This is a genomic window from Paenibacillus sp. FSL H8-0104 (genome assembly GCF_038050215.1).
Classification (GTDB): Bacteria; Bacillota; Bacilli; order Paenibacillales; family Paenibacillaceae; genus Paenibacillus; species Paenibacillus amylolyticus.
On sequence record NZ_JBBOTC010000001.1, the window covers coordinates 287,231 to 309,912 of the forward strand.

Below are 22,682 nucleotides of genomic sequence, written 5' to 3' on the forward strand. Positions count from 1 at the left end.
GTAGAGGAGAAGGGTCATGAACAACAAAGACTTGGCTAAAAACGTACTTGATCTCGTTGGCGGCGAGCAAAATATATCGGGTCTGACACACTGTGCAACCCGTTTGAGATTCGTATTAAAGGATGATAACAAAGCAGACCTCAAAGCGTTGGATCAGCTCGAAGGGGTGCTCAAGGCACAAAATTCCGGTGGACAGGTTCAGGTTGTTATCGGTGCCAAAGTAGACGCGGTATACAGTGAAGTGAAGAATCTAACTTCTGACAAGATTGGCGAGCTTACGGAGTCTACAGACAGTGGACCGAAAAAGAGACGTAACCCCGTCAACGTAGTGCTTGAAACCATCGCAGGTATATTCACGCCTGTTCTGCCAGCACTTGTTGGTTGCGGGATGATCAAATGTTTGGCTACCGTTATAACTGCCATGGGTTACCTGGAAGGCTCCGGCTTCCTGACGATCATTAACATGATCGGGGATTGTATTTTCTACTTCATGCCATTCTTCCTGGCTGTTAGTGCAGCAAATCGTTTCAAAACCAATCCCTATTTGGCGGTAGCTCTTGCTGCGGGGCTGATGCACCCAACCATTTTGAACGCTGCGGCTCAGATTGCTGAGACGGGTGTAAACAGTATTGATTTTCTCGGCATGCCGATTCTGTTGATGAAATATTCCTCTTCCGTCATTCCAATCATTTTGGCGGTATGGATTATGAGTTATGTGTATCCGATCGTCAATCGAGTGATTCCCAAGTTTCTACAGGTCCTGCTTACCCCAATGATTGTTTTGTTCATTATGATTCCAGTGGAACTGATCGTGCTTGGCCCAGTAGGATCATATATCGGTGACTGGTTGACCAACGGCATTAACTCATTGTTCTCAACCGCAGGTGTTCTTGCAGGTGCGATTCTTGGATTTTTCAAACCGATCATGGTCATGTTTGGTATGCACTATGCCATCATGCCGATTCAGGTTCAACAAGTGGCTACCCTGGGTGCAACCGTGCTGTTACCAACGGCACTGGCAGCGAATTTGGCTCAGGCTGGAGCGGCCTTCGGTGTGTTTGTCCTAACGAAGAGTAAAACGATGAAATCAGCGGCTGCTTCGAGTGGATTCACCGCTTTGTTCGGGATTACCGAGCCAGCGATCTATGGTGTAACGCTAAAATACAAACGTCCGTTTTTCGCAGGTTGTCTGGCAGGAGGATTAGTTGGTGGATTCTACAGCTTGGTGCATACAACAGCGAATGCAATTTCACTTCCAGGTGTATTGGCAATTGGCACGTATTCCTCTGATCGTTACATGTATGTCGTTATTGGTTGTATTGCCGCCGTTGTACTCGGGTTTGTGTTCACGCTGTTGGCTGGCATCAAGGAAGATACAGATGGAAATAAATCGCAGCAACAAGCTACGAATAAAGTAAATAGCAATCAAACAGCCGTTGCCACAGAGGCAACTACAGCGTCCGTATCATCACTGACATCCACGTCTTCTGACATGCTTATCGTTAGTCCAATGACAGGGGAGATCAAACCGATCTCTGAAGTGGAGGATCAAGCGTTTGCCCAAGAATTGATGGGTAAAGGCATTGCAATCGTTCCGACAGATGGCAAGGTATATGCTCCATTTGACGGGGTAGTCGAAGCACTATATCGTACCAAACATGCTATCGGATTGAAAGCTGCGAATGGTGTCGAGATCCTGATTCATATCGGGGTGGATACCGTCAGTCTGAAAGGGAAATATTTTAACGCTCATATCGAACAAGGACAGACAATCACGGCTGGGGATATATTAGTGGAGTTTGATCCAGAAGGCATTACGTCAGCAGGATATAACACGATTACATCGATTGTGGTAACCAACATGCAACAGTACGGAGATGTGCTGACTACAGCGACCAGCGGCCCGATCCGGGAGAGTGAACCTTTGATCAAGCTGATTCCGTAAGAACTGCTCATCTTTTCATTAAGCTACAAGTTACAAGCTAGATGGTCTTAATAACACGTAATAACAGGAGGAAACTAAAATGACGAATTCCAATTTTCCAAAAGATTTTTTATGGGGCGGTGCACTGTCTGCCTGTCAGGCCGAGGGAGCTTATAATGTGGACGGCAAGAGTCTGACCATCCCTGAAGTGATGAAATTTAACGAGAAGAACGACCGCAAAGTGACCAAGCAGATCAGAGTGAATTGGGAGATGATTGAAGAGGCCAGGAATGACCCGGATACCGTGAAATATCCGAAGCGCCGGGGGATCGATTTTTATCATAACTTCCGTGAGGATATCGCCTTGTTTGCTGAAATGGGTTTCAAAGTATTCCGTTATTCCATTTCATGGGCCAGAGTATTTCCAGGTGGCGACGATGCCGCTCCGAACGAAAAGGCACTAGAGTTCTATGATCAGGTGATTGATGAATGTCTAAAACAGGGTATGGAGCCCTTGATCACCATCAGTCACTTTGATACGCCAATTGTACTGATGGACAAGTTCGGAGGATGGTATAACCGCAAGCTGATCGATCTGTATGTGAACTATTGTGATGTGTTGTTCAATCGCTACAAGGGCAAAGTGAAATATTGGGTGACTTTCAACGAGATCAACATGAGCGTGAAAGCATCGGCCAAAACGCTGGGAATCATTGATTATGATTCTCCAAATTATGAAGAAATGCTGTTCCAGGGGCTGCATCATCAATTTGTAGCTGCGTCCAGAGCAACCAAGATGGCACATGAGATTGATCCGAATAACCAGATCGGAAGTATGGTGGCTTATTTTACAACGTATCCTTACACTTGCAAGCCGGAGGACGCACTCCAGATGCAACAGGATGATCAGATGAAAAATCAGTTCTATCTCGATGTGCTCAATAAAGGCGAGTACCCTTACTATAGTAAAACGTATTTCAAAAACAAGGAGATCCAGCTGAATATCGAGGACGGCGATCTGGATAGCATTAGTGCACACACGGCTGATTTCGTGGGGATGTCGTATTACAACTCGATGATTTCCAGCAGTGATACGGAGCAGCTCGAACTAACGGCAGGTAATGTACACAGCGTATATAAAAACCCGCATCTGCCCGCTAACGAGTGGGGGTGGCAGATTGATCCGATTGGCCTGCGGTATACGCTTAATCTCGTCTATGATCGGTATCAAAAACCTGTCTTCATTCTGGAGAATAGCTCAGGTTTCTACGATAAACTGAATGAAGACGGAACGATCAACGATCCTTACCGGATTGATTTCCTAAGCAAACATATCGAACAGATGGGACTCGCCATTGCTGATGGGGTCGAGGTGTTGGGATACACGATGTGGGGACCCATCGATATGATCAGTTCAGGGACTTCCGAGATGAGCAAACGGTACGGATTTATCTACGTGGATCAGGATGACTATGGAAATGGTACGCTGAAAAGATATCGTAAGGATTCCTTCTTCTGGTATCAGAATGTGATCCGTACCAACGGAGCAGAACTGTAACGCACCATGAACATTTTGGGTCGTATCCAAAAAATACCCGGCGGCTTGCTGATTGTTCCTATGCTGGCCGCCGCGGTCATCAACACGGTGTTTCCATCATTTTTTCAGATCGGAGATCCAACAACAGCGTTGTTCACATCGAAAGGTACCATGGTGCTGATCGGTATGATTTTACTGATATCAGGAACACAGCTTAACTTGTCACAGCTTCTAGTGACTTTGAAGAGAGCAGGGGTGCTCTGTATTTCACGCATCCTCATCAGCTGCCTGTTCGGATGGGCGTTTGTACACTTTTTTGGCATAAGTGGGGTCGGGGGAGTTTCTGCGGTAGCCTTCATTGCCGTTCTGACCAGTTGTAATCCGGGATTATATCTGGCCTTGATGAACACGTATGGAGATGATGTGGATCGTGCTGCTTTTGGCATTCTGAATCTGATCGCCGTACCGGTTATTCCGGTCATGATATTGAATTCGGCAAGTGGCGTCGGTATCGATTATCTCAGTGTACTTGCTACGCTAGTACCTTTCTTGATCGGGATACTGCTTGGTAACCTGGATAGCAACATACAAAAGATGTTCGCTCCGGGAACACTGATTCTACTACCTTTTCTAGGTACCAGCTTTGGGTCCAATATTGATCTGCGTATTGCATTTCAGTCCAGTCTGTCCGGCTTGCTGGTCACCGTGTTATTTTTGCTGATCTGCATGTTGCCGCTCATTGGAATCGATCGAACGATATTAAGACGACCAGGTTACGCAGCGGCTGCGACATGTTCGGTTGCTGGATTGTCCATGGTGGTGCCTTCGATGGCTGCCGGGTTCAATCCGGCGTATACGCCATATGTAGACACAGCTATCGCTCAGATTGCGTTTGCCGTGATCCTGACGTCGGTGACCGTGCCTTATATCGTGAAGCGTTTGGCTGGAGGAACAGCAACGGAAGCTTCTGCATCAACAAATCACTAGAAAAAACAGCATGTGTTCTGTCAGATTATGACGGATCACGTGCTGTTTTGCTTTGTACATCTATATGATCTCCTGGGGGAGGAGAGGGATCGATCGGTTTATTTTAGAGACCCAGCAGTTGTTTAACACTTTCAGCTACAGCTTTGCTAGATTGCGGATTCTGTCCTGTGACCACGCGGCCATCTGTTGTGACATAGGAATTGAAGGCAGCAGCTTTATCATATTGTGCAGCGCGTTCTCTCAAAGCATCTTCCAGCAGGAAAGGAACATACTCGGTTTGTTGAGCCAATGTTTCTTCTTCATTCGTGAAGCCGGAAACGGTTTTGTCGTTGATCAAAAGCAAGCCGTTGGACAGCTTCACATTCAACAGGGCTGTAACTCCGTGGCACACGCCGGATACAACGCCACCCTTTTCATAGATTTCACGAGAAAGCTCTTGAAGTTCAGCATTATCCGGGAAATCCCACATCGTACCGTGACCGCCTGTGAAGTAGATTGCATCGTAGTCACTTGCATTCACTTCGCCAGGTTTCAACGTATTTTTCAATTGGTTCATGAACGTTTCGTTCTCGAAATAGGTTTTGGTGCTCTCATCCAGAGAGTCGCCCAGACTTTTCGGATCAAGAGGTACGTTCCCGCCTTTAGGGCTAACCAGATCGATCTGAACATTGTCATTATGGTCAAACTCTTCAATAAAATGAGTTGCTTCGCTCAGCCACAAGCCAGTAGGCTCGTCCTTTGTTGCGTACTTATCTACATTTGTTAGAACAACCAGTATCTTTTTCATATTAAAACCTCCCGTAAAGTATATAACATCAATTTATATTAAATATCACAAAATTAAATTGTGTAAAATCTATTAGTAAATATAACATAACCATGTTCTAAAGTAAAATCATGAACGTATCGTCAATCTCCAATGTGACTTTCAAGCGTAGGAGTATAGAACAATCTAGTCGTAGTAAATATGCCTGTAAGAATGCACTTTTACTTATTATGCCCTGCTTAATTTACTCAAATTGTAAGCGGAGGTAGGCGTGTGTAAGGGGAAACGAAATTAATTCAAATTTGAAGTTAATTTGATTGTACAACTAGTTCTTTTGATTTAGAATGGCGGAAGATGCCAACAAAAAACTGGTACAAATTACATATATACTTGGAGGAACATTCATGAAACGTTCAGGCAAATTTTTCGCTTCAACAGTGGTTGCTGCTGTTGCTGCAGTATCCATCGTCTCTTCAGCTTCAGCGAGCACAGTTTCAGTCTCCAACATCTCTGGCGTAACACCTATCAACATTAGCAGTATGGATATCGAAACGGCTTTGATGATGGTTCAGAGCGAACGCGCCAAATTGCTGGATGCGCAATTGCAAACACAAATCCAGGAAGTACAGAACCGTAATCAACAGATCGCGGATTTGAACTCTCAATTGCAGATCGCCCAGCAAAACGGGGATGAAGCAGCTGTTCAAAAGCTGAAAGGTCAAATTGATGCTGCAAGCAACTCGCAACAGATGGACATGCTTCGTCTGCAGTCCATGTCCAACAAGCGCAATGAAGCGTTTGATGTCATGACAAACTTTGTCAAAAAAATGCAGGATTCAAGATCATCCATCATCGGTAACATGCGTTAAGAACGGATGATTAACTGCTGCAACAATACAAAAAGAGCGAAGTCGGAATTCAAATTCCGAAACTTCGCTCTTTTTGTGTTTCTCTTTTTTATGATATATATCATCTAATCCAAGTTAGCCCGACCAGTCACGACGCCGAGTGAACAGATCCTGCAACTCGTCCGTCGACAATTCGGTAATCCAGTTCTCAGAGCTTGTGATGATGTTATCGCTGAGCTGCTGTTTGCTCTCCAACATCTCGTCGATCCGCTCCTCTAATGTGCCAAGAGAGATGAACTTATGCACCTGAACATCTTTGGTCTGACCCATCCGATAAGCTCTGTCGGTGGCTTGATTCTCAACAGCAGGGTTCCACCAGCGGTCAAAATGGAACACATGGTTGGCTGCGGTCAGATTCAATCCCACACCGCCTGCCTTGATGGACAGAATGAAGACGGACGGTTGCTTATCCTCAGGCAATGTACGGGATTGGAATTCCTCAATCATACGATCCCGTGCCGTTTTGGAGGTCCCCCCGTGCAGATACAGCACAGGCTCCTGCAACTCCTGACGCAGTACCTGTTGCAGCATCTGTCCCATACCGATGTATTGGGTGAAAATAAGGCATCGCTCGCCTTCGTCCCGCAATTCCCGGACAAGTTCCATCAGTCGTTCCAGTTTTGCGGAGCGACTAATCAGCATCGCCATATCTTGCGGACTGTACACGTCATAAGCAGATGTTAATGCGCCGTCTTCAGGCAGTTCCTCAGGCAAAGCCTCTTTGGTCAACAGCAGAGGGTGGTCACACAGCTGCTTGAGCTGGGTTAACGCCGATAGAATGGCACCTTTGCGCTTGATGCCTTCCAGCTCTTTCATTTTATCCATCAGGGCCTGTACGGACTGGTCATACAATGCACTTTGTTCGCCCGTAAGGTGAATATAGGTTTTCATCTCGTTTTTGTCCGGCAGATCAAGCTGGATATTGGGATCTTTTTTCTTACGGCGTAGCATGAATGGTTTCACCAATTGCTGTAGATCCTGCATGCGCTGCTCATCTTTATCTTTTTCAATGGCACTGATGAAGCGAGTCTGGAATGCCCGGGCGTTGCCCAGATATCCTGGATTGATAAAGTCATAGATCGACCACAGCTCGGACAACCTATTCTCGATCGGCGTACCTGTCATGGCAATGCGGTGTTTCGCCGGGAAACTGCGGACCGCCAAGGACTGTTTGGTCTGGGCGTTTTTGATATTCTGCGCTTCATCGAGACAGATGCATGCCCAGGTGTAGGTTTGTAACATCTCTTGATCCAGTGTAGCCGTAGCAAAGGACGTGATAATAATATCCACCTGCTCGGTCTGCTCCCGGAATTCTTCTCCACTTAATCGGCGTGCGCCATAATGCAGACTGACATTAATGGAGGGTGCGAAGCGGCTAATTTCCTTTTGCCAGTTGCCCAGTACGGAAGTTGGGCAGATCAGAAGTACCGGGGCTTGTCCCGGCTTGCGTGGTTCATGATCCTTGATGTGTAACAGATACGTGATGAACTGAATGGTTTTCCCGAGACCCATATCATCGGCAAGACATGCCCCAAGTCCGAATCTGCGCAGGAAACCAAGCCATGCAAAACCTTCCTTCTGATACGATCGCAGCTCGGCATGAAGCCTTGTCGGAATGGGCAGGGAAGGTGCGCCGCCTTGTCCGCCCCCGAGTTGTGCAATAACCCGGTTCAGGTGCTCATTCAGTTCTACTTCCAGCCGAATGTTCTGATCATCCTGTGGTTGCTGCTCTTCCTCGGTTTGTTGTCCTTCCTTCCATTTCTGGTTGCGATATTCCCGTTGCTCATTGTGTAGCAGATGCAGGTGCAGAATATCCTGGAATGAGAGTCCCTGTTCCCGATCTACACCGCCCATGGCACGACGTATCTGTTCCAGCAGATCGGGGTCGAGAGGAACCCATTCTCCACGGAAGCGAACCAGTCGTTCATTACGGGCAACAAGGTCGGCGAACTCATCTTCGCTGAGATCGGTGTCACCAATCGCAATTCGCCAGTCAAAATGAATAATCGAGTCCAGTCCAAAGAACGACTGTCCCCGTTCACTGCCTTCCTCCGGCTGCACCTTAGCACGCAGCTTTGGTTTCTTCTTACGGGCTGCTTCCCACCAACCAGGTAGCAGAACTTGCCAGCCCGCTGCGAGCAACCTGCCGCTATCCTGCGTCAGGAACTGCCAGGCTTCCTGATCTCCCAAAGGATCACTCAGCACATCCCGCCTACCACTAATGGAGCTTCCAAGACGCGGCAGATGTGCACGCAGCTGATCCAGCCATCCGGCCGAGCGATCCAGAATGAACGGTGTCCATACCTCTGGCCATTCACCTTCAAGTCTGCCCCGTGAATCCAGCATGACGGGCACCAATACAGCGGCATCCAGCTTGTTCTGCAACACCAATCGCAGCCGCCAAGATGGCTCATCCTCGTCCGGCTCCTGCAATTGCAGCATGGGTCTGAATGGTGCGGCATCTGCTTTCCAGCCAATGGATACGAGCCAGGACTGAGCATCCATCCCGGCTGTCTTGGGTAGAGTGCCGCGCTCTGGGAACAACTGCGGGAATTCACGCCGCAGATCCGTTGCAGCTTCTTCCGAACTGTACCAGCGCTGGAATACAAAGGCGGAATAGGCCGCCCCAAGTCCTTCGGCATAACTCTCGTCCGTTTGCTGAACCGCTTTGGTAAGCGATGCCCGATCCTGCTTTTTCAAGCTATCCGGGTCCCAGGTCCACTGAAGCTGTCCTGCACGGTATGCCTCGAAGCTAGGTACGTATTTTCGTTTCTCTATGGAGGATGCCAGTGCTGGAGCTAGTCGAATCAGATGTTCCGCTTGTTCGTCCCACTTCCATTCAATATGAAGCAGCGTATGCATCTCGGCAAAAAAGGGAATCACTTCTTCCGCAGGCAGAACAACCAGCTCAATCTCCTCAATCTGCCGAACTTCCAGTTCGGTCCCGTAGAAGGAAGGCGCATGCCAAGCGAACAATCGCTGCTTAAGCGACTGTCCCGGTACAAAGTGGTGTGTGTTGAGTGCTCCGTAAAACAAAGCATCGCCATATCCGGTTAAAGCGACGTGAACCTCAATCGTTTCAGTGTAAGGATGAATTAAGCTCATGAGATCAGTTTACCTTTCCGAAGCTCTTCCTGCAGGGCGCGCAGCCGACTGTTACGAACGGCGAGTGTGGTGATGAATTGCTCCCAGTGCGCTTCTTGCTTCATTTTTTTATAGATTTTGGACAGACGTTTCAACAGCTTCACCGCTGCTTTGTATCCGTCCCTGTTTTTGTGTCCGATATAACGCTCCACTGCCTGATGATAGAAGGGAAGCAGCAGCTCAGGTGCATCTTTTTCGATTGGTTGCAGCATCGCTACGCGGAATTCGAGAGGTTCCGTTCCCGTACTCAGCTGAAAATCAATCCATCTGCGCCACTGTCCACGCGAATGCATAGCATCCTCGTAGGCGGGGCGGGAGTGGGGAAGCATACTGACAAGCGTGTCCCACATACGGTTCTCTGCATCGGGCAGATGTTGAATGGCCGTATCCCATAGATGCATGTAATCATTCAAAGGTGTATTACGCCGATTCGCCAGAAGGGGGCCAAGTTGTACCAACCAATCCCCAAGTCGCTTCCATTCAGCCGAATCTGCGAGTACATGGAGAAAATGCAACAGTTGTTCTGGCGGGAAGCCGTAGGCCGAGCTTCCATGGATGAGTCGCTGCCATGCCTGATCATCTTGCCCCAGATGGGAGTGCATCCAGCTCTGCGCGAGTATGAGTGGTAAAGGCAGTGTTACGGCTTTGCCTGGTCTATCACTACTACTTCCATTATTTTGAGCGCTACCCAAGACACTCCCACCTGACTGGGAAGGTGACGAAGCGGCGGTTATATTGCGTTCTATATCATCTAAGATGGCCTGTTCCGACACTAACATGTCCCACGACCCTTGCAGCTCAGGTACGATCCAGTTCAACCACAGTTGTCGATAGATCGGAGTGAAGAACATCATGCTGGCTGTCTCAGGCATCATCTGTTTACGTAAATAAGCTGAGGTTTCAGACAGTCTGTTCCAAAGTTGTTCAAGCTTGTTTCCCTTTAGACCTGACAGGTCTAGTGGATGGTTAAAGATCCGTTCAATGTCTTTCTGAAGTGCATCCACCGCGAGCTGGGCAGGGTAGCTCAAGTACACGGGGGTATGAGTGATTGAATTACGAGCCGGCGGCACGCAGAATCGGATGAGGTGCAGCTGCACATGTAGTTCAAAAAGTTGGTCCATTGCAGCGGACAGCCTTGGTTTAATGGCATACAGCTCGTCCGTTGCTTCCTGTACGTAGGATGTGCTTGCTGTGCCAGTACCCAGCCGTCTCAGACATGAGTGGAATAGTTCGTGCCATTCCGAGATTTCGAGATCAGCAAGCTCTGTTGCACGTTCCTTGATCTGGCTGTATTGGTTGTCCGGAATGTCCATATCCTGTTGTTCATCGGCATCTGCATAGCTGGATATTCCTGCGGACATGGCCCCGACGGGTTTGGTCGTTTGTTTGAGTGCAGTACTGGAGTGCGCATTCACAATGGCATGGACAGGTCGCTCCAGTTGCTCGGCATAACTCATTAATACAGCCGTCATATGTTTGCATACGGAACTCACCGGGCAGGTACAATGACTTGTAGTCAGGGATTGCATGCTTAGTGTGACCTCGTACTCTTCCGATCCTTGTACAACGGCCGAGATCCCTTGTTGTTCGGAATAGGTTAATGGTCCGACACGTTTCTGTTTATAATATTGGAATCCGCGCATGATCGTCAGGTTATTAAAATGCTCTGCAACCTGCCTGATCAACTGTTGCCACTGCGCATCATCCATCCTCATGTTATTCGGTATGTTCATCATTCCATCTCCTGGGGTAAACATAGGTTCAGTAATCACCACGTCTATGACGTGATGTTGTAAATTTGTTGTATCCATCATATCAGTTATGAGCCAATCCGTGCATGGGTTATGAAGAATTTGAAGTTATTTTAGACCAACTGGAATCAGGATGAACACGTCGGTTCTGCTGGCGGACGGAATGCATGATTGCACCATATTGTGTATGCTTATGGTATGTATTCCTTTCAGGAACGATGCAGGCCGGGGAAACGGCCATATTACACACAACAGGAGAGAGCATATGAAAATACTTACGTTAAACACACACGCTTGGGCGGAAGAGGATCAACTGAACAAGATCAGTCAGCTGGCTGATTTTATTAATACACATCAATTCGATGTGATCTCCATGCAGGAGGTCAACCAATCGATGCAGGAAGTCGCGCTTTCTGAAGAAGAACTGAAGATGTATTATGCTACTGAACCCGATGCAGTGATTAAAAAAGACAACTATGCCTACGTCCTGCTTCAGCAGCTGACAGAACAATATTACTGGACGTGGATTCCCGCGCATGTCGGGTTCCAAAAATACGATGAAGGACTGGCGATCCTTAGCCGGACGCCGATTAAGCAGGCTTTTGGGGAATACGTGTCCCACATGCGAGATTATAACAACTATCGTACACGCAAGATTGTGGGAATTCAGACAGTCGTCCAAGGTGAAGCAACCTGGTTTGTGAACGGACATTATAACTGGTGGGATGATGCGCAGGAACCTTTCAAGGGACAGTGGGAGTTGACGGAGAGCAAGCTTGCCCCCTACATGGACCAGCCGTTATATATAATGGGTGATTTCAATAATGTCGCGGAAGTGCGTGATGAAGGTTATGATTATATGATGAGCAAAGGATGGAATGACCTGTATACCACAGCATTGCAAAAGGATGAAGGAGCAACCGTGGTGAAGGCCATTGCCGGCTGGGCAGATAACAAACGCGATCTTCGGATCGACTATATTTTCTCCAATCGTCCGATTCAGGCTAAATCTTCTACCGTGGTCTTGAACGGTAAAAACGGGCCGGTCGTGTCCGACCATTTTGGCGTCGCTGTAGAGATATAACAGCCGTGTGACCATAAACTATTAAGGTGATATCACCACAAATACGAAACAAAGCCTCCGCTGACTTCCTGTTAAGGGAAGTGTAGCCGGAGGCTTATTTGCATTCAAACATGATTTCCTATGTACATGTAATATGGTTTGTTCTTCCTGTTACTGTGGAACTGGCCTACTACTCGAGCGCCAGCATCTGATGTACGAACTTTTTCAGATTCGCGCTTGTCTCACTAAGCTGTTCGATACTTTCCATGAACTCGGTAACAAGCTTGGCCTGATCCACTGTTGCGGTTGTAATCTGACCGATCTCCTGCTCCATATGTTTCATGGAATCTTGTACGCTGCCTAGGGATGATTCGATATCAGCTGCTGCTTGCTTCGTATGATCTGACAGCTTACGTACTTCACTGGCAACCACACCGAAGCCGGCTCCCTGATCGCCCACACGGGCTGCCTCTATCATGGCGTTGAGTCCAAGCAGATTGGTTTGTTCCGATACTTCACGAATGACGTTTGTTACTTTACTTACACTGACCGAGTTCTCTGAAGCTTTTTTGGAATTGCGCAGAATCTCTTCCGATGTCGCGGAGAGTTCCTCGGAATGTGCCGCAATCTGCTGAATGCCGCCGACGAGCGCATTAATGGTTGTTTCATTTTCACGGATCAGCGTTTCCAGTGTCATGTGACTATCCAGTGCGTAGTTCACACCCAATATACCCACGACCTGATCGTTCTCTTTAATAGGGATTAGAATGGCATCAAAAGGTCTGCCTTGCAGATCACCAGGCATGCGTGCCACGGTACGGGAATCTCTGTTAGTCAGCATTTTGAAATGTTTATAATCATCATGCAGCTCATCCCCAACCTTCACACCAATCTCCAGACTTTTTGCTTCGGAAAAATACAATACTTTCTCATGATCATTAATGGATATGGATATGTCGTCACGGAACATTTGGCTAACAAAAGGCATAGCATTTACCAGAGATTCAAGAGTATTCAATGTGCATCTTTCCTTCCCGATACAAAAAGTGGAATTTTTCAATCTAGTATTTATATCGGTAACGTTTTCTCGTTTTTAAACCATTGTTTAAATTTAAGTTAACCTAGAGAGAAAAGGCGACTAAATCCGATATAATTGTAAGCGTAATCAAAAATCTGTAGCCACCACCGAACATGTCAGTTATACTGGGATTATTATTCGGCTATTCAGAAGATAACCAAGGGACATACCTATTTCCCGGTAAGGGGATTACCCACCTAGGTTAAGCGCTATACTTTATTACTGCATATTAGTTTGGTGCTCCAGTGTGGATGGTATGAATGTTATGATATAAGACTTTATTTCAACGGGAGAAGGATGTGTGCCATCGATGACGACCTATTTCAGTGAACCACAGAGCATGTATTACCGATTTGGAGAAGATCAGGATCAGGTGTTGAAGGTACTGGCCGAGAGGTATATTGGAGCCAATGCACAGGCTGATTTTGTATATCGGGTATTCCAGAAGTCTGGTATTTTGCAAAATGAAAAAGGGCTTTATGATCTGAATTTAAGTAAACGCTTTCCTGATGCACCTAAAGACCATATATCCTACGCAGCTGCATTGGTTTGGGGGGACGAGGACCGGAATCTGGACGTGTTGGTCCGCTGTTATGGGCCTGTTCGTTTCTATTTCAATGAGCAGTTGGTCTATCGCTCTACCGTAATGGATGAGATTAGTCCAGACGCAACGGTGAAGCTCAGCATCGATATCAAGCCTGGTTGGAACACCATTTGGCTGGAGATGAAAAACACCCCTGCCGGATTTGGCTGCCAATTTGGGTCAGATGAAGGAAAAGTGCGCATTTTGAATGTATATGCTCCATTTCAGGAGAGACAGGGGCAAGCGGGGTGGGTGTTCTCCCAACCGAACCCAGCCACGAGTAAACAACCGGACCTGCTTGGAAAAGAATCAGACGTCAGCTTGAACTGGCTGCCTGAGACAGGCTGGTCTGATGAAGATAAAACCAAGCCAGCTTTCGAGCGAATATACGGAAATCTTGCTGGTAAGCATGCTTATGCTTGGACCCACCTGAACAATAACGATTCAACCGGGAATGCAGTGCGATTGTCAGGTCAATCTTCCGGTTCTCTAAGTATATGGATTAGCGGCAAGCCTGTGGCGCAAGTGAAGGAAGCGGGTCCGTTCGAGGTGGATGTACCAGCTTCTTTTGGGCGGAGTGACCTGCTTGTCCGAAGTGAATATGACGATACGGCTGGACCTTGGCATTTTAATTTGAACGCAACCGTGTCGGGTAAGCCGCTCTCACTGGAACTTCCTCAGCGTGTGCACGGAGCTAATGGAGAGTCTTGGTTATATGTTGGACCTTTTGAGTCGGAGGTTGAACCGGACTTGGCGGATCTGACTCGAACGGACCGAGTGTATCAAACGGGTCTAGAACAGACGTATTGGCGCTTAGATCGACCGGATGCTTGGATCAGACCTTATTATGAGAATGCGATGTTAAGCAACAAATGGACAGTGGGCAGTGTGACCAATTATGGTCGCTGGGATTATCCATTGGGTGTCACTGTATATGGTCTATTACGGACGGGGCGTTATTTGCAAAGACCGGACATTACACGTTATGCGGCTGAGCATGTGCAGGCATGTACCCAGATGTATGAATACTCCTTATGGGATCGGGAGCAGTATGGTTTCCCGGCAGTCAATCAACAATTGGTCATGCTGAAAATGCTGGATAACTGTGGTTCTTTTGGTTCGGCCATGCTAGAAGCGTATTCCGAGTGTCATGAACCAACGTTTCTTCCGATTGCTGAACAGATTGCAGATTTCATGCTTTCCCGCCTGGAACGGCAGGAGGATGGTGCATTTTATCGCACATGTGTAGGGGAGTATGCCGAGAATACCATGTGGGCAGATGACCTCTATATGAGCACGCCGTTTCTCGTTCGTTATGCACGGGTGACAGGCAACTCAGCCGCATTGGATGAAGCCGCCAGACAATTTTCACTGTATCGGAAGTATCTGTTTATGCCTGAGTTCAAGATCATGTCCCATGTGTATGATTTCAAATACGGACAGGCAACGCAGATTCCATGGGGACGGGGAAATGGCTGGACACTGTTTTCCTTGACAGAGGTATTGGAAGCTTTGCCAACAGAGCATCCCGAGCGCCCAGCCTTAATAGATTTCTTCAATGAGCTGTGTGAGGGGTACGCAGCGCTTCAAGGGGAAAGCGGGTTGTGGCATCAGGTGTTGAATGTTCCGCAGACGTATGAAGAAGCCTCCTGCACGGCGATGTTTGCCTATGGTTTTGCGAGAGGTGTACGCTTTGGCTGGTTCAAAGACCCTGAAGTTTACGTCACAGCTGCCGAGCGGGCTTGGAAGGGACTTATCTGCAAAGCCATTGATCGTCAAGGGAGTGTGCATGGCGTGTGTAGCGGATCACGATATGCGTTTACGGCAGAGTATTATGATCAGGACTTGCGTACCGTTACCAATGACAATCACGGAATAGGCATTATGATGCTGGCAGGAACTGAAGTAGCAAAAATGAAGAAACATCTGGCTGAACACAGGGTGTCTTCACCTGCCGTCTCACATTCCTGACAGACCACCGAGGTCTGATTTTCATACTATCGTTTCTATACAACAGTCTTCTGCTCCACGTAATACGGTTGTATATCCGTAATCATATTTGAGACGGGATCATCACCGCCGGGAATATCATTCCTGGTGGTTTTTGATTCCTGTAACTCCTTACTTTTTTGACAGGAAAGCTTACTTTTGTTTATGTCATGTACAGTAATAGACCGATACAATAGGTTTTGTAAGCGATTCCATAAATGCAAAAAGGGGAGGAAATTCATTTATGATGATTACAAAAAAGTGGGTAACCCTGTTCTGTCTGTCCCTGTTATTGTTCGCTACAGCCTGTTCTGGAGGGGCCACCGATACATCTTCTTCTGGGGAAGCAAGTGGAAGTGAAGGAGATTCATCAGGTAAGGTTGAACTGCGCATGACCTGGTGGGGATCACAGACTAGACATGATCTGACGACCAAAGTGATCCAATTGTTTGAAGAGAAACATCCGGGAATCACCATTAAACCTGAATATTCCGGTTGGGATGGTTACTTTGACAAGTTGACTACACAGGTAGCCGGTTCAAATGCACCAGATATCATCCAGATGGATTACGCCTTTTTGACTGACTTTGCCCGGCGTGGTGCCTTGCTTGACCTGACTCCGTTTGCAGAGAGCAAAGAGCTGCGGACAGAGGATCATGATCAGAGCATGATTACAGCCGGTTCGATTGACGATAAATTATATGCAATTACCCTCGGAGTTAACGCACCAGGTGTCATCTATGACGCCACCGTATTTCAGGAATTAGGTATAGAAGAACCACAAGAGAGCTGGACATGGAAGGATTTTGGGGATATTGCGACCAAGATCGCCGCAGCCAAAGGTGAGGGGTTCTATGGATCGGCAGACATTTCCGGTACAACGAACATGTTTGAAGTGTTTATTCGGCAATCCGGAAAAGGATTGTTCGACGGTGGCACAATGACAGCTACCAGCGAGGAGCTTCAGCAATGGTTCGATATGTGGAGCGCACTACGCGAGAATGGTGGAGTGACCACAGCGGAGATAACGGCATCCACAACCAATGCGCTGGAGACACGTCCGATCTCACTGGGCACAGCCGCCATGGATTTTGCATGGTCCAATCAATTGCTGACATTCCAGCAGGTGAACAAAAACCAGGATCATAAACTTGGCATACAAGTGCTTCCGCATGGTGTAGGTGAAAAGCAAATCGGGGAATATCTGAAACCAGGCCAGTTCCTCTCCGGTTATGGCAAAACCAAACATCCAAAGGAAGTTGCCATGTTCATCGATTTCATGGTCAATGATCCAGAAGCAACCGCTATTCTTGGTTCTGAACGTGGGGTGCCAGTCAATTCCAGCATTCGTGAACAGATGCAGCCTACGCTGCCGGAAGCGGAGCAAACCATTTTCCAATTTATCGATACTGTGTCGAAGAACTCCAGCGAGATTGACCCGCCATACCCGCAAGGATTTGCTGAAGTGGACACAAGTTTCAAGAGCGCAAGCGAGCAGATCGCCTTCGGTCAAGGTAGTACTCCGGATGTGATTGCCCAGTTTATTGAAGGAGCCAAGGCTACGCTTGGATCGAGTCAATAATGATTGAAACTGTCTCACACTTCTAATTCTGCGGGGAGGTTGCGAAGATGACGACATCACAGGTCAGTCAAGCCCGAATCGAGCGTGTAACTACCCGGCGGGTCAAACGGAGATATGCGCATAATGGAGTCGCACTTCTGTTTCTCGCCCCATGGCTTGTCGGATTGTTATTCCTTACCCTAGGTCCAATGTTGGTATCGTTATACATCTCGTTCACCGATTACAGTATACTGGCCGCCCCTTCCTGGGTCGGTCTGGATAACTACACCACGATGTTTACATCGGATAAACTGTTCACCCAGTCGCTCAAAGTCACCTTCACGTATGTCGCTGTATCCGTACCGGTCAAATTGATTTTCGCGCTGCTTGTAGCGATGTTGCTGAACAAAGGGATTCGAGGACTCGGTATTTACCGTACGGTGTATTACATCCCGACATTGCTTGGAGGTAGCGTGGCGATTGCAATGTTGTGGCGTAAAATGCTGGGTGGGGACGGGCTACTCAATAGTGTGCTTGCCATGGTGGGCATTAAGGCGCCCGATTGGGTTGCTAATCCGAAGTATGCCCTGTACTCCATCGTCCTGTTATCCGTATGGCAGTTTGGATCATCCATGATTATTTTCCTGGCAGGTTTGAAGCAGATTCCACCTGAATATGATGAAGCCTCAGCGGTAGATGGTGCAGGTCCCCTGCGGAGATTCTTCTATATAACGTTGCCGATTCTGTCACCCGTTATCTTCTTCAATCTTGTCATGCAGCTGATTACATCCTTTCAATCGTTCACGCAGGCTTTTGTTATCAGTAATGGTAGCGGAGGGCCAGTGAACTCAACCCTAATGTACTCTCTGTATCTGTACAAAAAAGGATTTTCATTCTTTCAGATGGGCTATGCTTCTGCGATGGCCTGGGTGCTGGTCATCCTGATTGGCGTATTTACATTGCTCGTATTCCGCAGTAGCAAGCTGTGGGTGCACTATGAGGATGGTGGGAAATCATGATTGGACAACGGAACTCTACAGCATGGGTCGTCAGCAAACATGTGTTGATCTCAGGCATCGCCTTTGTCATGCTCTACCCGATCCTCTGGATGCTGGGCAGCTCATTCAAACCGGGACATATGATCTTTACAGAGACCTGGTTCTGGCCACAGGAATGGAATTGGCAAAATTACATGAATGGCTGGTCGGGAATTCAGGGCAACCCGTTCTCCCGGTTTCTAACTAACTCTGTCGTTCTATCGCTTGGCGCGGTGCTGGGCAATGTGATTTCCTGCTCTATGGCGGCGTATGCCTTCGCCCGATTGAATTTTCGTTTCAAAGCCATCTGTTTCGGACTGATGCTTATGACGATCATGCTGCCCCATCATGTGACGCTGATCCCGCAGTATATTCTCTTCAACCACCTGGACTGGGTGAATACGTATCTGCCGCTTGTGGTGCCAAAATGGCTGGCGACCGACGCCTTCTTCATTTTTCTCATGGTACAGTTCTTCCGGGGATTGCCCAAAGAGCTGGATGAGGCAGCAACCATTGATGGATGCGGTCCTGTGAAAATTTACACCAAAATCATCATTCCGCTTGCTTTTCCAGCACTGGTTACTACGATGATCTTTACGTTCTTGTGGACATGGGACGACTTCTTCAGTCAGTTGATCTACTTGAGTGACGTGAGCAAATATACCGTGCCGCTGGGTCTGCGCCTGTTCCTTGATTCCAGCTCTCAATCCGATTGGGGTCCGATGTTTGCGATGTCGGTATTGTCGTTGGTGCCATGTTTCATTGTATTTATTGTGTGTCAAAAGTACTTCGTGGAAGGAATCGCGACCTCTGGGCTCAAAGGGTAATTCCAAGACGAAACGAGTTGATTTTTCCATGGGGAAAGGAAGATGGTCTTCATTCATTAATCAAAAGCTGCAGCAAAGCAAGCTCTCCACGTTGATGGTGACTTGCTTTATTGCGTTTAACCTGTTGCTTGTCTCGGTTGTTGTCTGGTTGGCATATCAGTCTTTCTCCACGGTCACATTTGCCGAGATTAGCAAAGCACGTCTGGCTCTTCTGAACGAGAGCACACGTCGGGGGTTTGATTTCATCACAGGGGTAACCGGAACCGCTTATGCTTTGGCAAGCAATCGGGAACTGTCCAGTCTGCTCGAAACGGCTGATACGGGCAGGCTTGCACAGATTCACCAGCGCAGAGAGGTCTCTCGAATCCTGGATCATACCATGGTCGTGAGTGAAGGCATCACTTCCATCGAACTGTATACGGATGTCTTCAATGAGGTGACAGTGACTATGGCTGATCGCATATTTCCAGTGGACACCATCGCACACGACTCTTGGTTTGCTACGCTGGAAAAGGCAGATGCCGCTTGGGTTCCGCTGCGTGAGAACGAATCGGGCCAATCCCTGGTCGGATACGCCCAACGGATTTTCGACAGTCGTGGAGGGACGGTTGCCTATGTGCTCATTCGACTGAGTAGAGCGGACATCGTACGCAGGTTTGCCGATGTACCCATGGTGCTTGATGGAAAAGTCCTGTTGGTAGATACGGCTGGTAATGTCGTAATGCAGATGGGGAGAGTTGATCCAGCAGGGGAGAAGGAACGAGCGGATAGAAGAAATGAAGCAAGTACAATTCAAGAAACGGGTGAAGCTGTAAATTCATCTTCTTCTATTATAGATAGTGCATGGATTCAGGAACATGTCCAGCATGGTGCAGACGGGTACGAAGTAGTTTCCGGCCAACCCGGAGGTGCTCAATTGGTGCTGTACTCCAGGCCAGCCATGCTTCAGTGGCGTCTCGTACAGACTATTCCGGTATATACACTGTTATCTCCGCTCAGACAAGCGGGCTGGCAGATCCTTGGCATCGCCGTGCTGGGACTATTATGCTCGGCTGTGCTGGCGTACCTGTTTGTAAGGCGGATCATCCGGCCTTTGCGACAATTAATCAAGCGAATGAGACAACTGGAGAAAGGGGACTTCGATACCCGGGTCCAACTTTCGTTTACGGAGGAATATGCCCATTTGGCTTATGGCTTCAATCACATGGCTTCACAACTTACGACGCTGATGGAACAGGTGAAGGATGAGAGCCGGGCCAAGCGTGAAGCCCAGACGGGCTTGCTTGAGGCCCAGATCAAACCCCATTTTTTATACAATACCCTCGACATGATTCACTGGCGCGCACTTGATTATGAAGCCAAGGATATCAGTCGCATGATTGTACAACTCAGTAAGTTGTTACGGATCGGACTGAGTGGAGGGAGATTGTTTATAAGGGTTCGTGATGAGTTGGAACATGCCCGTTGCTACGTTAACATCCAGTCAGAGCGGCTGCCGTTCTCCATTCAATATCAGGAGCAGATCGATCCGCATATTCGCGGTTGTTACATTCCCAAGATCATTTTGCAGCCCTTTATCGAAAATGCCGTTATGCACGGGCACCCTGAAGAAGGCACACTTCGAATTCAGGTGCATATGCACGAAGAGGTTGGCCCGCATGAGGATATCGTCATTCGTATCACGGATAATGGTCGGGGTTTGCCGGAGGGGTGGAAACTCGAAGAGACGTGTGGAATCGGTGTACGGAATGTACATCAGCGCATCCAGCTCTATTGTGGGAAGAGGTATGGCGTTCAACTGAGCGATAGAGAGTCAGGTGGAGTGGAAGTGACCATTACGCTGCCGCGTATTGAGACCGACGAGCAATTAAATCTATGGCTGGACGGTGAAAAATGATGAAGACCATTATGCTTGTTGATGACGATCCTCATATTGTAAAGGCATTAACAGATCATATCGATTGGCCTTCTCTGGGCCTCAGCATTGCAGGCACTGCTTCCAATGGCTTGGATGCGCTGGAGCTGTTTCACCATATGCATCCAGATGTCGTTATGACTGACGTATATCTACCGGGGATGACCGGGCTTGAGATCACACAGACGTTGCGACGTGATCATCCCCACTTGCCGATCATCATTCTTAGTGGATATGACGAATTCGAGAACGCCCGGGCAGCCATGCGCTGGGGGGTGAATCACTTTTTGCTGAAGCCGGCAGAGGTTGAGGAGATTGAGTCTGTGCTGCGTGAGGTGTTACTGGAACAAGATGTGCGAGAGCGGCATGAGCGACTGGAGCAGACGTACAAGCAGGAGGTCGGACGGGTACTTCCGTATTTGCGCAAACAATTTCTTCACGAACTGCTGACTACGCGATATCGGGCAGACGAGCTTCCCAAAGAACGCATGGACTATATAGGCATTCATATGTCCTCCCAGACACGCGCCATTAGTCTGCAACTGAATCGCCCCGTATTTTTGACACGAATGAAAGAACGGGATTGGCAGCTTCTCCGCTATGGGGCGGCTGATATTATTCAGGAGACGGTGAAGGAGCAAGCGGCGCGCATGAATGGTCAGGTAGAGATTGTTGATTATTCGGATCAGGTATTTGTGTTGCTTCTATTAGGGGATAAAGATCATCTGGAGGAATGTCTGCCACTCGTGGAGAGGATGATCGATCAGATCTTTACGTATCTGAAAATTGAAGTGAGTGCTGGAATCGGAAGATCCAAGAGTCACCCTTGTGAGGTGATAGATTCCTATCTCGAGAGCAGGGAAGCGGTGGAAACAGCAGAGTTCCAAGGTGGAAGTCGTATCTACCACTATGAAACATCAAAGGAAACAGAACCAAGTGTGACCGATTATTCATTATTGCTTCGTCAATGGAACGAGGCTTGGGCGGATATTCGACCTGACCTGGCCGAAGAGGTATGGCATCATATTTGCCTTTTGCTGAAAGAGGGGAAATGTGTTGGGATACAGGATGTACAGGTTGTGGCCGTCAGTCTGTTTGACACGTTGATGCATAGCTGGAACCGACTTCACCCTATGTTAACGCCGCCGCTGGCGATGAGTGATTTTCTGCGTGAAATTCAATCGAAATATGCGTTGCATGATTTGGTAAACTGGATGGATCGTATTATCTGCGACTGGCTGGAACAGATACGTAAGGAGATGGGCGAGAAGAAAAGCAATAAACTTATCGAGCAGGTGAAACAGTATGTAGAGCTTCATTACGCCGAAGAGATTAGTTTTGAAGCGATAGCCAAGGGGCTGTTCGTACATCCGAAGTATCTGAGTCAACTGTTCAAAAGGGTGACCGGTGAGAATTTCGTCAGTTATTTGAACGGGTACCGGATTCAGAGGGCGTTGGAACTGTTGCAGTCGGGACATTACATGGTATATGAGGTGAGCGAGATGACGGGGTTCCGTAATGCGACGTATTTCAGCCAAGTGTTCAAAATGCTTACAGGCAAGAGTCCATCTGAGGTGGGGTAGAGCGATACAGGTACAGTAATTGAATAAAG

15 protein-coding genes are annotated in these 22,682 nt (G+C 47.9%); 11 read left to right on the forward strand and 4 right to left on the reverse strand.

Translation table 11 applies throughout. The annotated features are described in order from the left end of the window. Window positions 1-16: 16 nt before the first annotated feature. The 3 genes from NST38_RS01305 to NST38_RS01315 all read left to right on the forward strand — a co-directional run bounded on the left by NST38_RS01305 (window position 17) and on the right by NST38_RS01315 (window position 4,448). Complete coding sequence (locus NST38_RS01305; RefSeq protein ID WP_076254191.1) at window positions 17-1,945, forward strand: beta-glucoside-specific PTS transporter subunit IIABC; 1,929 nt, start codon at window positions 17-19, stop codon at window positions 1,943-1,945. A 79-nt stretch (window positions 1,946-2,024) separates the two neighbouring features. Then, window positions 2,025-3,482, forward strand: coding sequence for a glycoside hydrolase family 1 protein (locus NST38_RS01310; RefSeq protein WP_076254188.1), 1,458 nt, complete (start codon window positions 2,025-2,027; stop codon window positions 3,480-3,482). Window positions 3,483-3,488: 6 nt separating this feature from the next. Continuing rightward, on the forward strand, window positions 3,489-4,448 hold the full coding sequence (locus NST38_RS01315) for a 2-keto-3-deoxygluconate permease (RefSeq protein ID WP_076254185.1): 960 nt from the start codon (window positions 3,489-3,491) through the stop codon (window positions 4,446-4,448). 103 nt (window positions 4,449-4,551) lie between these two features. Here the strand turns inward: NST38_RS01315 and NST38_RS01320 are convergent, their stop codons facing one another. Further along, window positions 4,552-5,235, reverse strand: a complete 684-nt coding sequence (locus NST38_RS01320; protein ID WP_076254183.1) for a type 1 glutamine amidotransferase domain-containing protein — start codon at window positions 5,233-5,235, stop codon at window positions 4,552-4,554. A 383-nt stretch (window positions 5,236-5,618) separates the two neighbouring features. Here NST38_RS01320 and NST38_RS01325 point away from each other — a divergent pair, with 383 nt between their 5' ends. Then, window positions 5,619-6,083 (forward strand): hypothetical protein, encoded by a 465-nt coding sequence (locus tag NST38_RS01325; protein WP_051450029.1) that lies wholly within the window; start codon window positions 5,619-5,621, stop codon window positions 6,081-6,083. Window positions 6,084-6,197: 114 nt separating this feature from the next. Here NST38_RS01325 and NST38_RS01330 read toward each other — a convergent pair whose 3' ends face one another. Further along, window positions 6,198-9,218, reverse strand: a complete 3,021-nt coding sequence (locus NST38_RS01330; protein ID WP_101314830.1) for a DEAD/DEAH box helicase — start codon at window positions 9,216-9,218, stop codon at window positions 6,198-6,200. A 5-nt stretch (window positions 9,219-9,223) separates the two neighbouring features. Continuing rightward, window positions 9,224-10,999, reverse strand: coding sequence for an SWIM zinc finger family protein (locus NST38_RS01335; protein WP_083685088.1), 1,776 nt, complete (start codon window positions 10,997-10,999; stop codon window positions 9,224-9,226). A 283-nt stretch (window positions 11,000-11,282) separates the two neighbouring features. Here NST38_RS01335 and NST38_RS01340 point away from each other — a divergent pair, with 283 nt between their 5' ends. Next, window positions 11,283-12,101, forward strand: coding sequence for an endonuclease/exonuclease/phosphatase family protein (locus NST38_RS01340; protein WP_076254176.1), 819 nt, complete (start codon window positions 11,283-11,285; stop codon window positions 12,099-12,101). Window positions 12,102-12,270: 169 nt separating this feature from the next. Here the strand turns inward: NST38_RS01340 and NST38_RS01345 are convergent, their stop codons facing one another. Then, window positions 12,271-13,098 carry a methyl-accepting chemotaxis protein gene (locus tag NST38_RS01345; protein ID WP_017691152.1) on the reverse strand — a complete coding sequence of 276 codons (828 nt, stop codon included), beginning with the start codon at window positions 13,096-13,098 and terminating at the stop codon, window positions 12,271-12,273. 370 nt (window positions 13,099-13,468) lie between these two features. Here NST38_RS01345 and NST38_RS01350 point away from each other — a divergent pair, with 370 nt between their 5' ends. The 6 genes from NST38_RS01350 (at window position 13,469) to NST38_RS01375 (ending at window position 22,653) form a co-directional block, all read left to right on the forward strand. Then, entirely contained in the window at window positions 13,469-15,712 is a 2,244-nt protein-coding gene (locus NST38_RS01350) for a glycoside hydrolase family 88/105 protein (RefSeq protein WP_076254174.1), read from the forward strand. A 262-nt stretch (window positions 15,713-15,974) separates the two neighbouring features. Then, entirely contained in the window at window positions 15,975-17,312 is a 1,338-nt protein-coding gene (locus tag NST38_RS01355) for an ABC transporter substrate-binding protein (protein WP_076254172.1), read from the forward strand. Between the two features lie 47 nt (window positions 17,313-17,359). Beyond that, window positions 17,360-18,310, forward strand: coding sequence for a carbohydrate ABC transporter permease (locus NST38_RS01360; RefSeq protein ID WP_101314827.1), 951 nt, complete (start codon window positions 17,360-17,362; stop codon window positions 18,308-18,310). After that, a complete protein-coding gene (locus NST38_RS01365; protein WP_076254170.1) occupies window positions 18,307-19,155 on the forward strand; it encodes a carbohydrate ABC transporter permease in 849 nt (282 codons plus the stop codon). Before NST38_RS01360 ends, NST38_RS01365 begins: the two co-directional genes overlap by 4 nt. 28 nt (window positions 19,156-19,183) lie before the next feature. Beyond that, the gene (locus NST38_RS01370; RefSeq protein WP_076254168.1) at window positions 19,184-21,052 is read left to right on the forward strand and encodes a cache domain-containing sensor histidine kinase; all 1,869 of its coding nucleotides are present in this window, start codon (window positions 19,184-19,186) and stop codon (window positions 21,050-21,052) included. Next, a complete protein-coding gene (locus NST38_RS01375; RefSeq protein ID WP_076254166.1) occupies window positions 21,049-22,653 on the forward strand; it encodes a response regulator in 1,605 nt (534 codons plus the stop codon). Before NST38_RS01370 ends, NST38_RS01375 begins: the two co-directional genes overlap by 4 nt. Window positions 22,654-22,682: the final 29 nt, after the last annotated feature.

Bases quoted from the DNA above. Each gene is read 5' to 3' on its own strand.
- NST38_RS01365 (WP_076254170.1), top strand. From the start codon at position 18,307: ATGATTGGACAACGGAACTCTACAGCATGGGTCGTCAGCAAACATGTG.
- NST38_RS01305 (WP_076254191.1), top strand. From the start codon at position 17: ATGAACAACAAAGACTTGGCTAAAAACGTACTTGATCTCGTTGGCGGC.
- NST38_RS01355 (WP_076254172.1), top strand. From the start codon at position 15,975: ATGATGATTACAAAAAAGTGGGTAACCCTGTTCTGTCTGTCCCTGTTA.
- NST38_RS01370 (WP_076254168.1), top strand. From the start codon at position 19,184: ATGGGGAAAGGAAGATGGTCTTCATTCATTAATCAAAAGCTGCAGCAA.
- NST38_RS01320 (WP_076254183.1), bottom strand. From the start codon at position 5,235: ATGAAAAAGATACTGGTTGTTCTAACAAATGTAGATAAGTACGCAACA.
- NST38_RS01375 (WP_076254166.1), top strand. From the start codon at position 21,049: ATGATGAAGACCATTATGCTTGTTGATGACGATCCTCATATTGTAAAG.
- NST38_RS01360 (WP_101314827.1), top strand. From the start codon at position 17,360: ATGACGACATCACAGGTCAGTCAAGCCCGAATCGAGCGTGTAACTACC.
- NST38_RS01315 (WP_076254185.1), top strand. From the start codon at position 3,489: ATGAACATTTTGGGTCGTATCCAAAAAATACCCGGCGGCTTGCTGATT.
- NST38_RS01350 (WP_076254174.1), top strand. From the start codon at position 13,469: ATGACGACCTATTTCAGTGAACCACAGAGCATGTATTACCGATTTGGA.
- NST38_RS01325 (WP_051450029.1), top strand. From the start codon at position 5,619: ATGAAACGTTCAGGCAAATTTTTCGCTTCAACAGTGGTTGCTGCTGTT.
- NST38_RS01335 (WP_083685088.1), bottom strand. From the start codon at position 10,999: ATGAACATACCGAATAACATGAGGATGGATGATGCGCAGTGGCAACAG.
- NST38_RS01310 (WP_076254188.1), top strand. From the start codon at position 2,025: ATGACGAATTCCAATTTTCCAAAAGATTTTTTATGGGGCGGTGCACTG.
- NST38_RS01340 (WP_076254176.1), top strand. From the start codon at position 11,283: ATGAAAATACTTACGTTAAACACACACGCTTGGGCGGAAGAGGATCAA.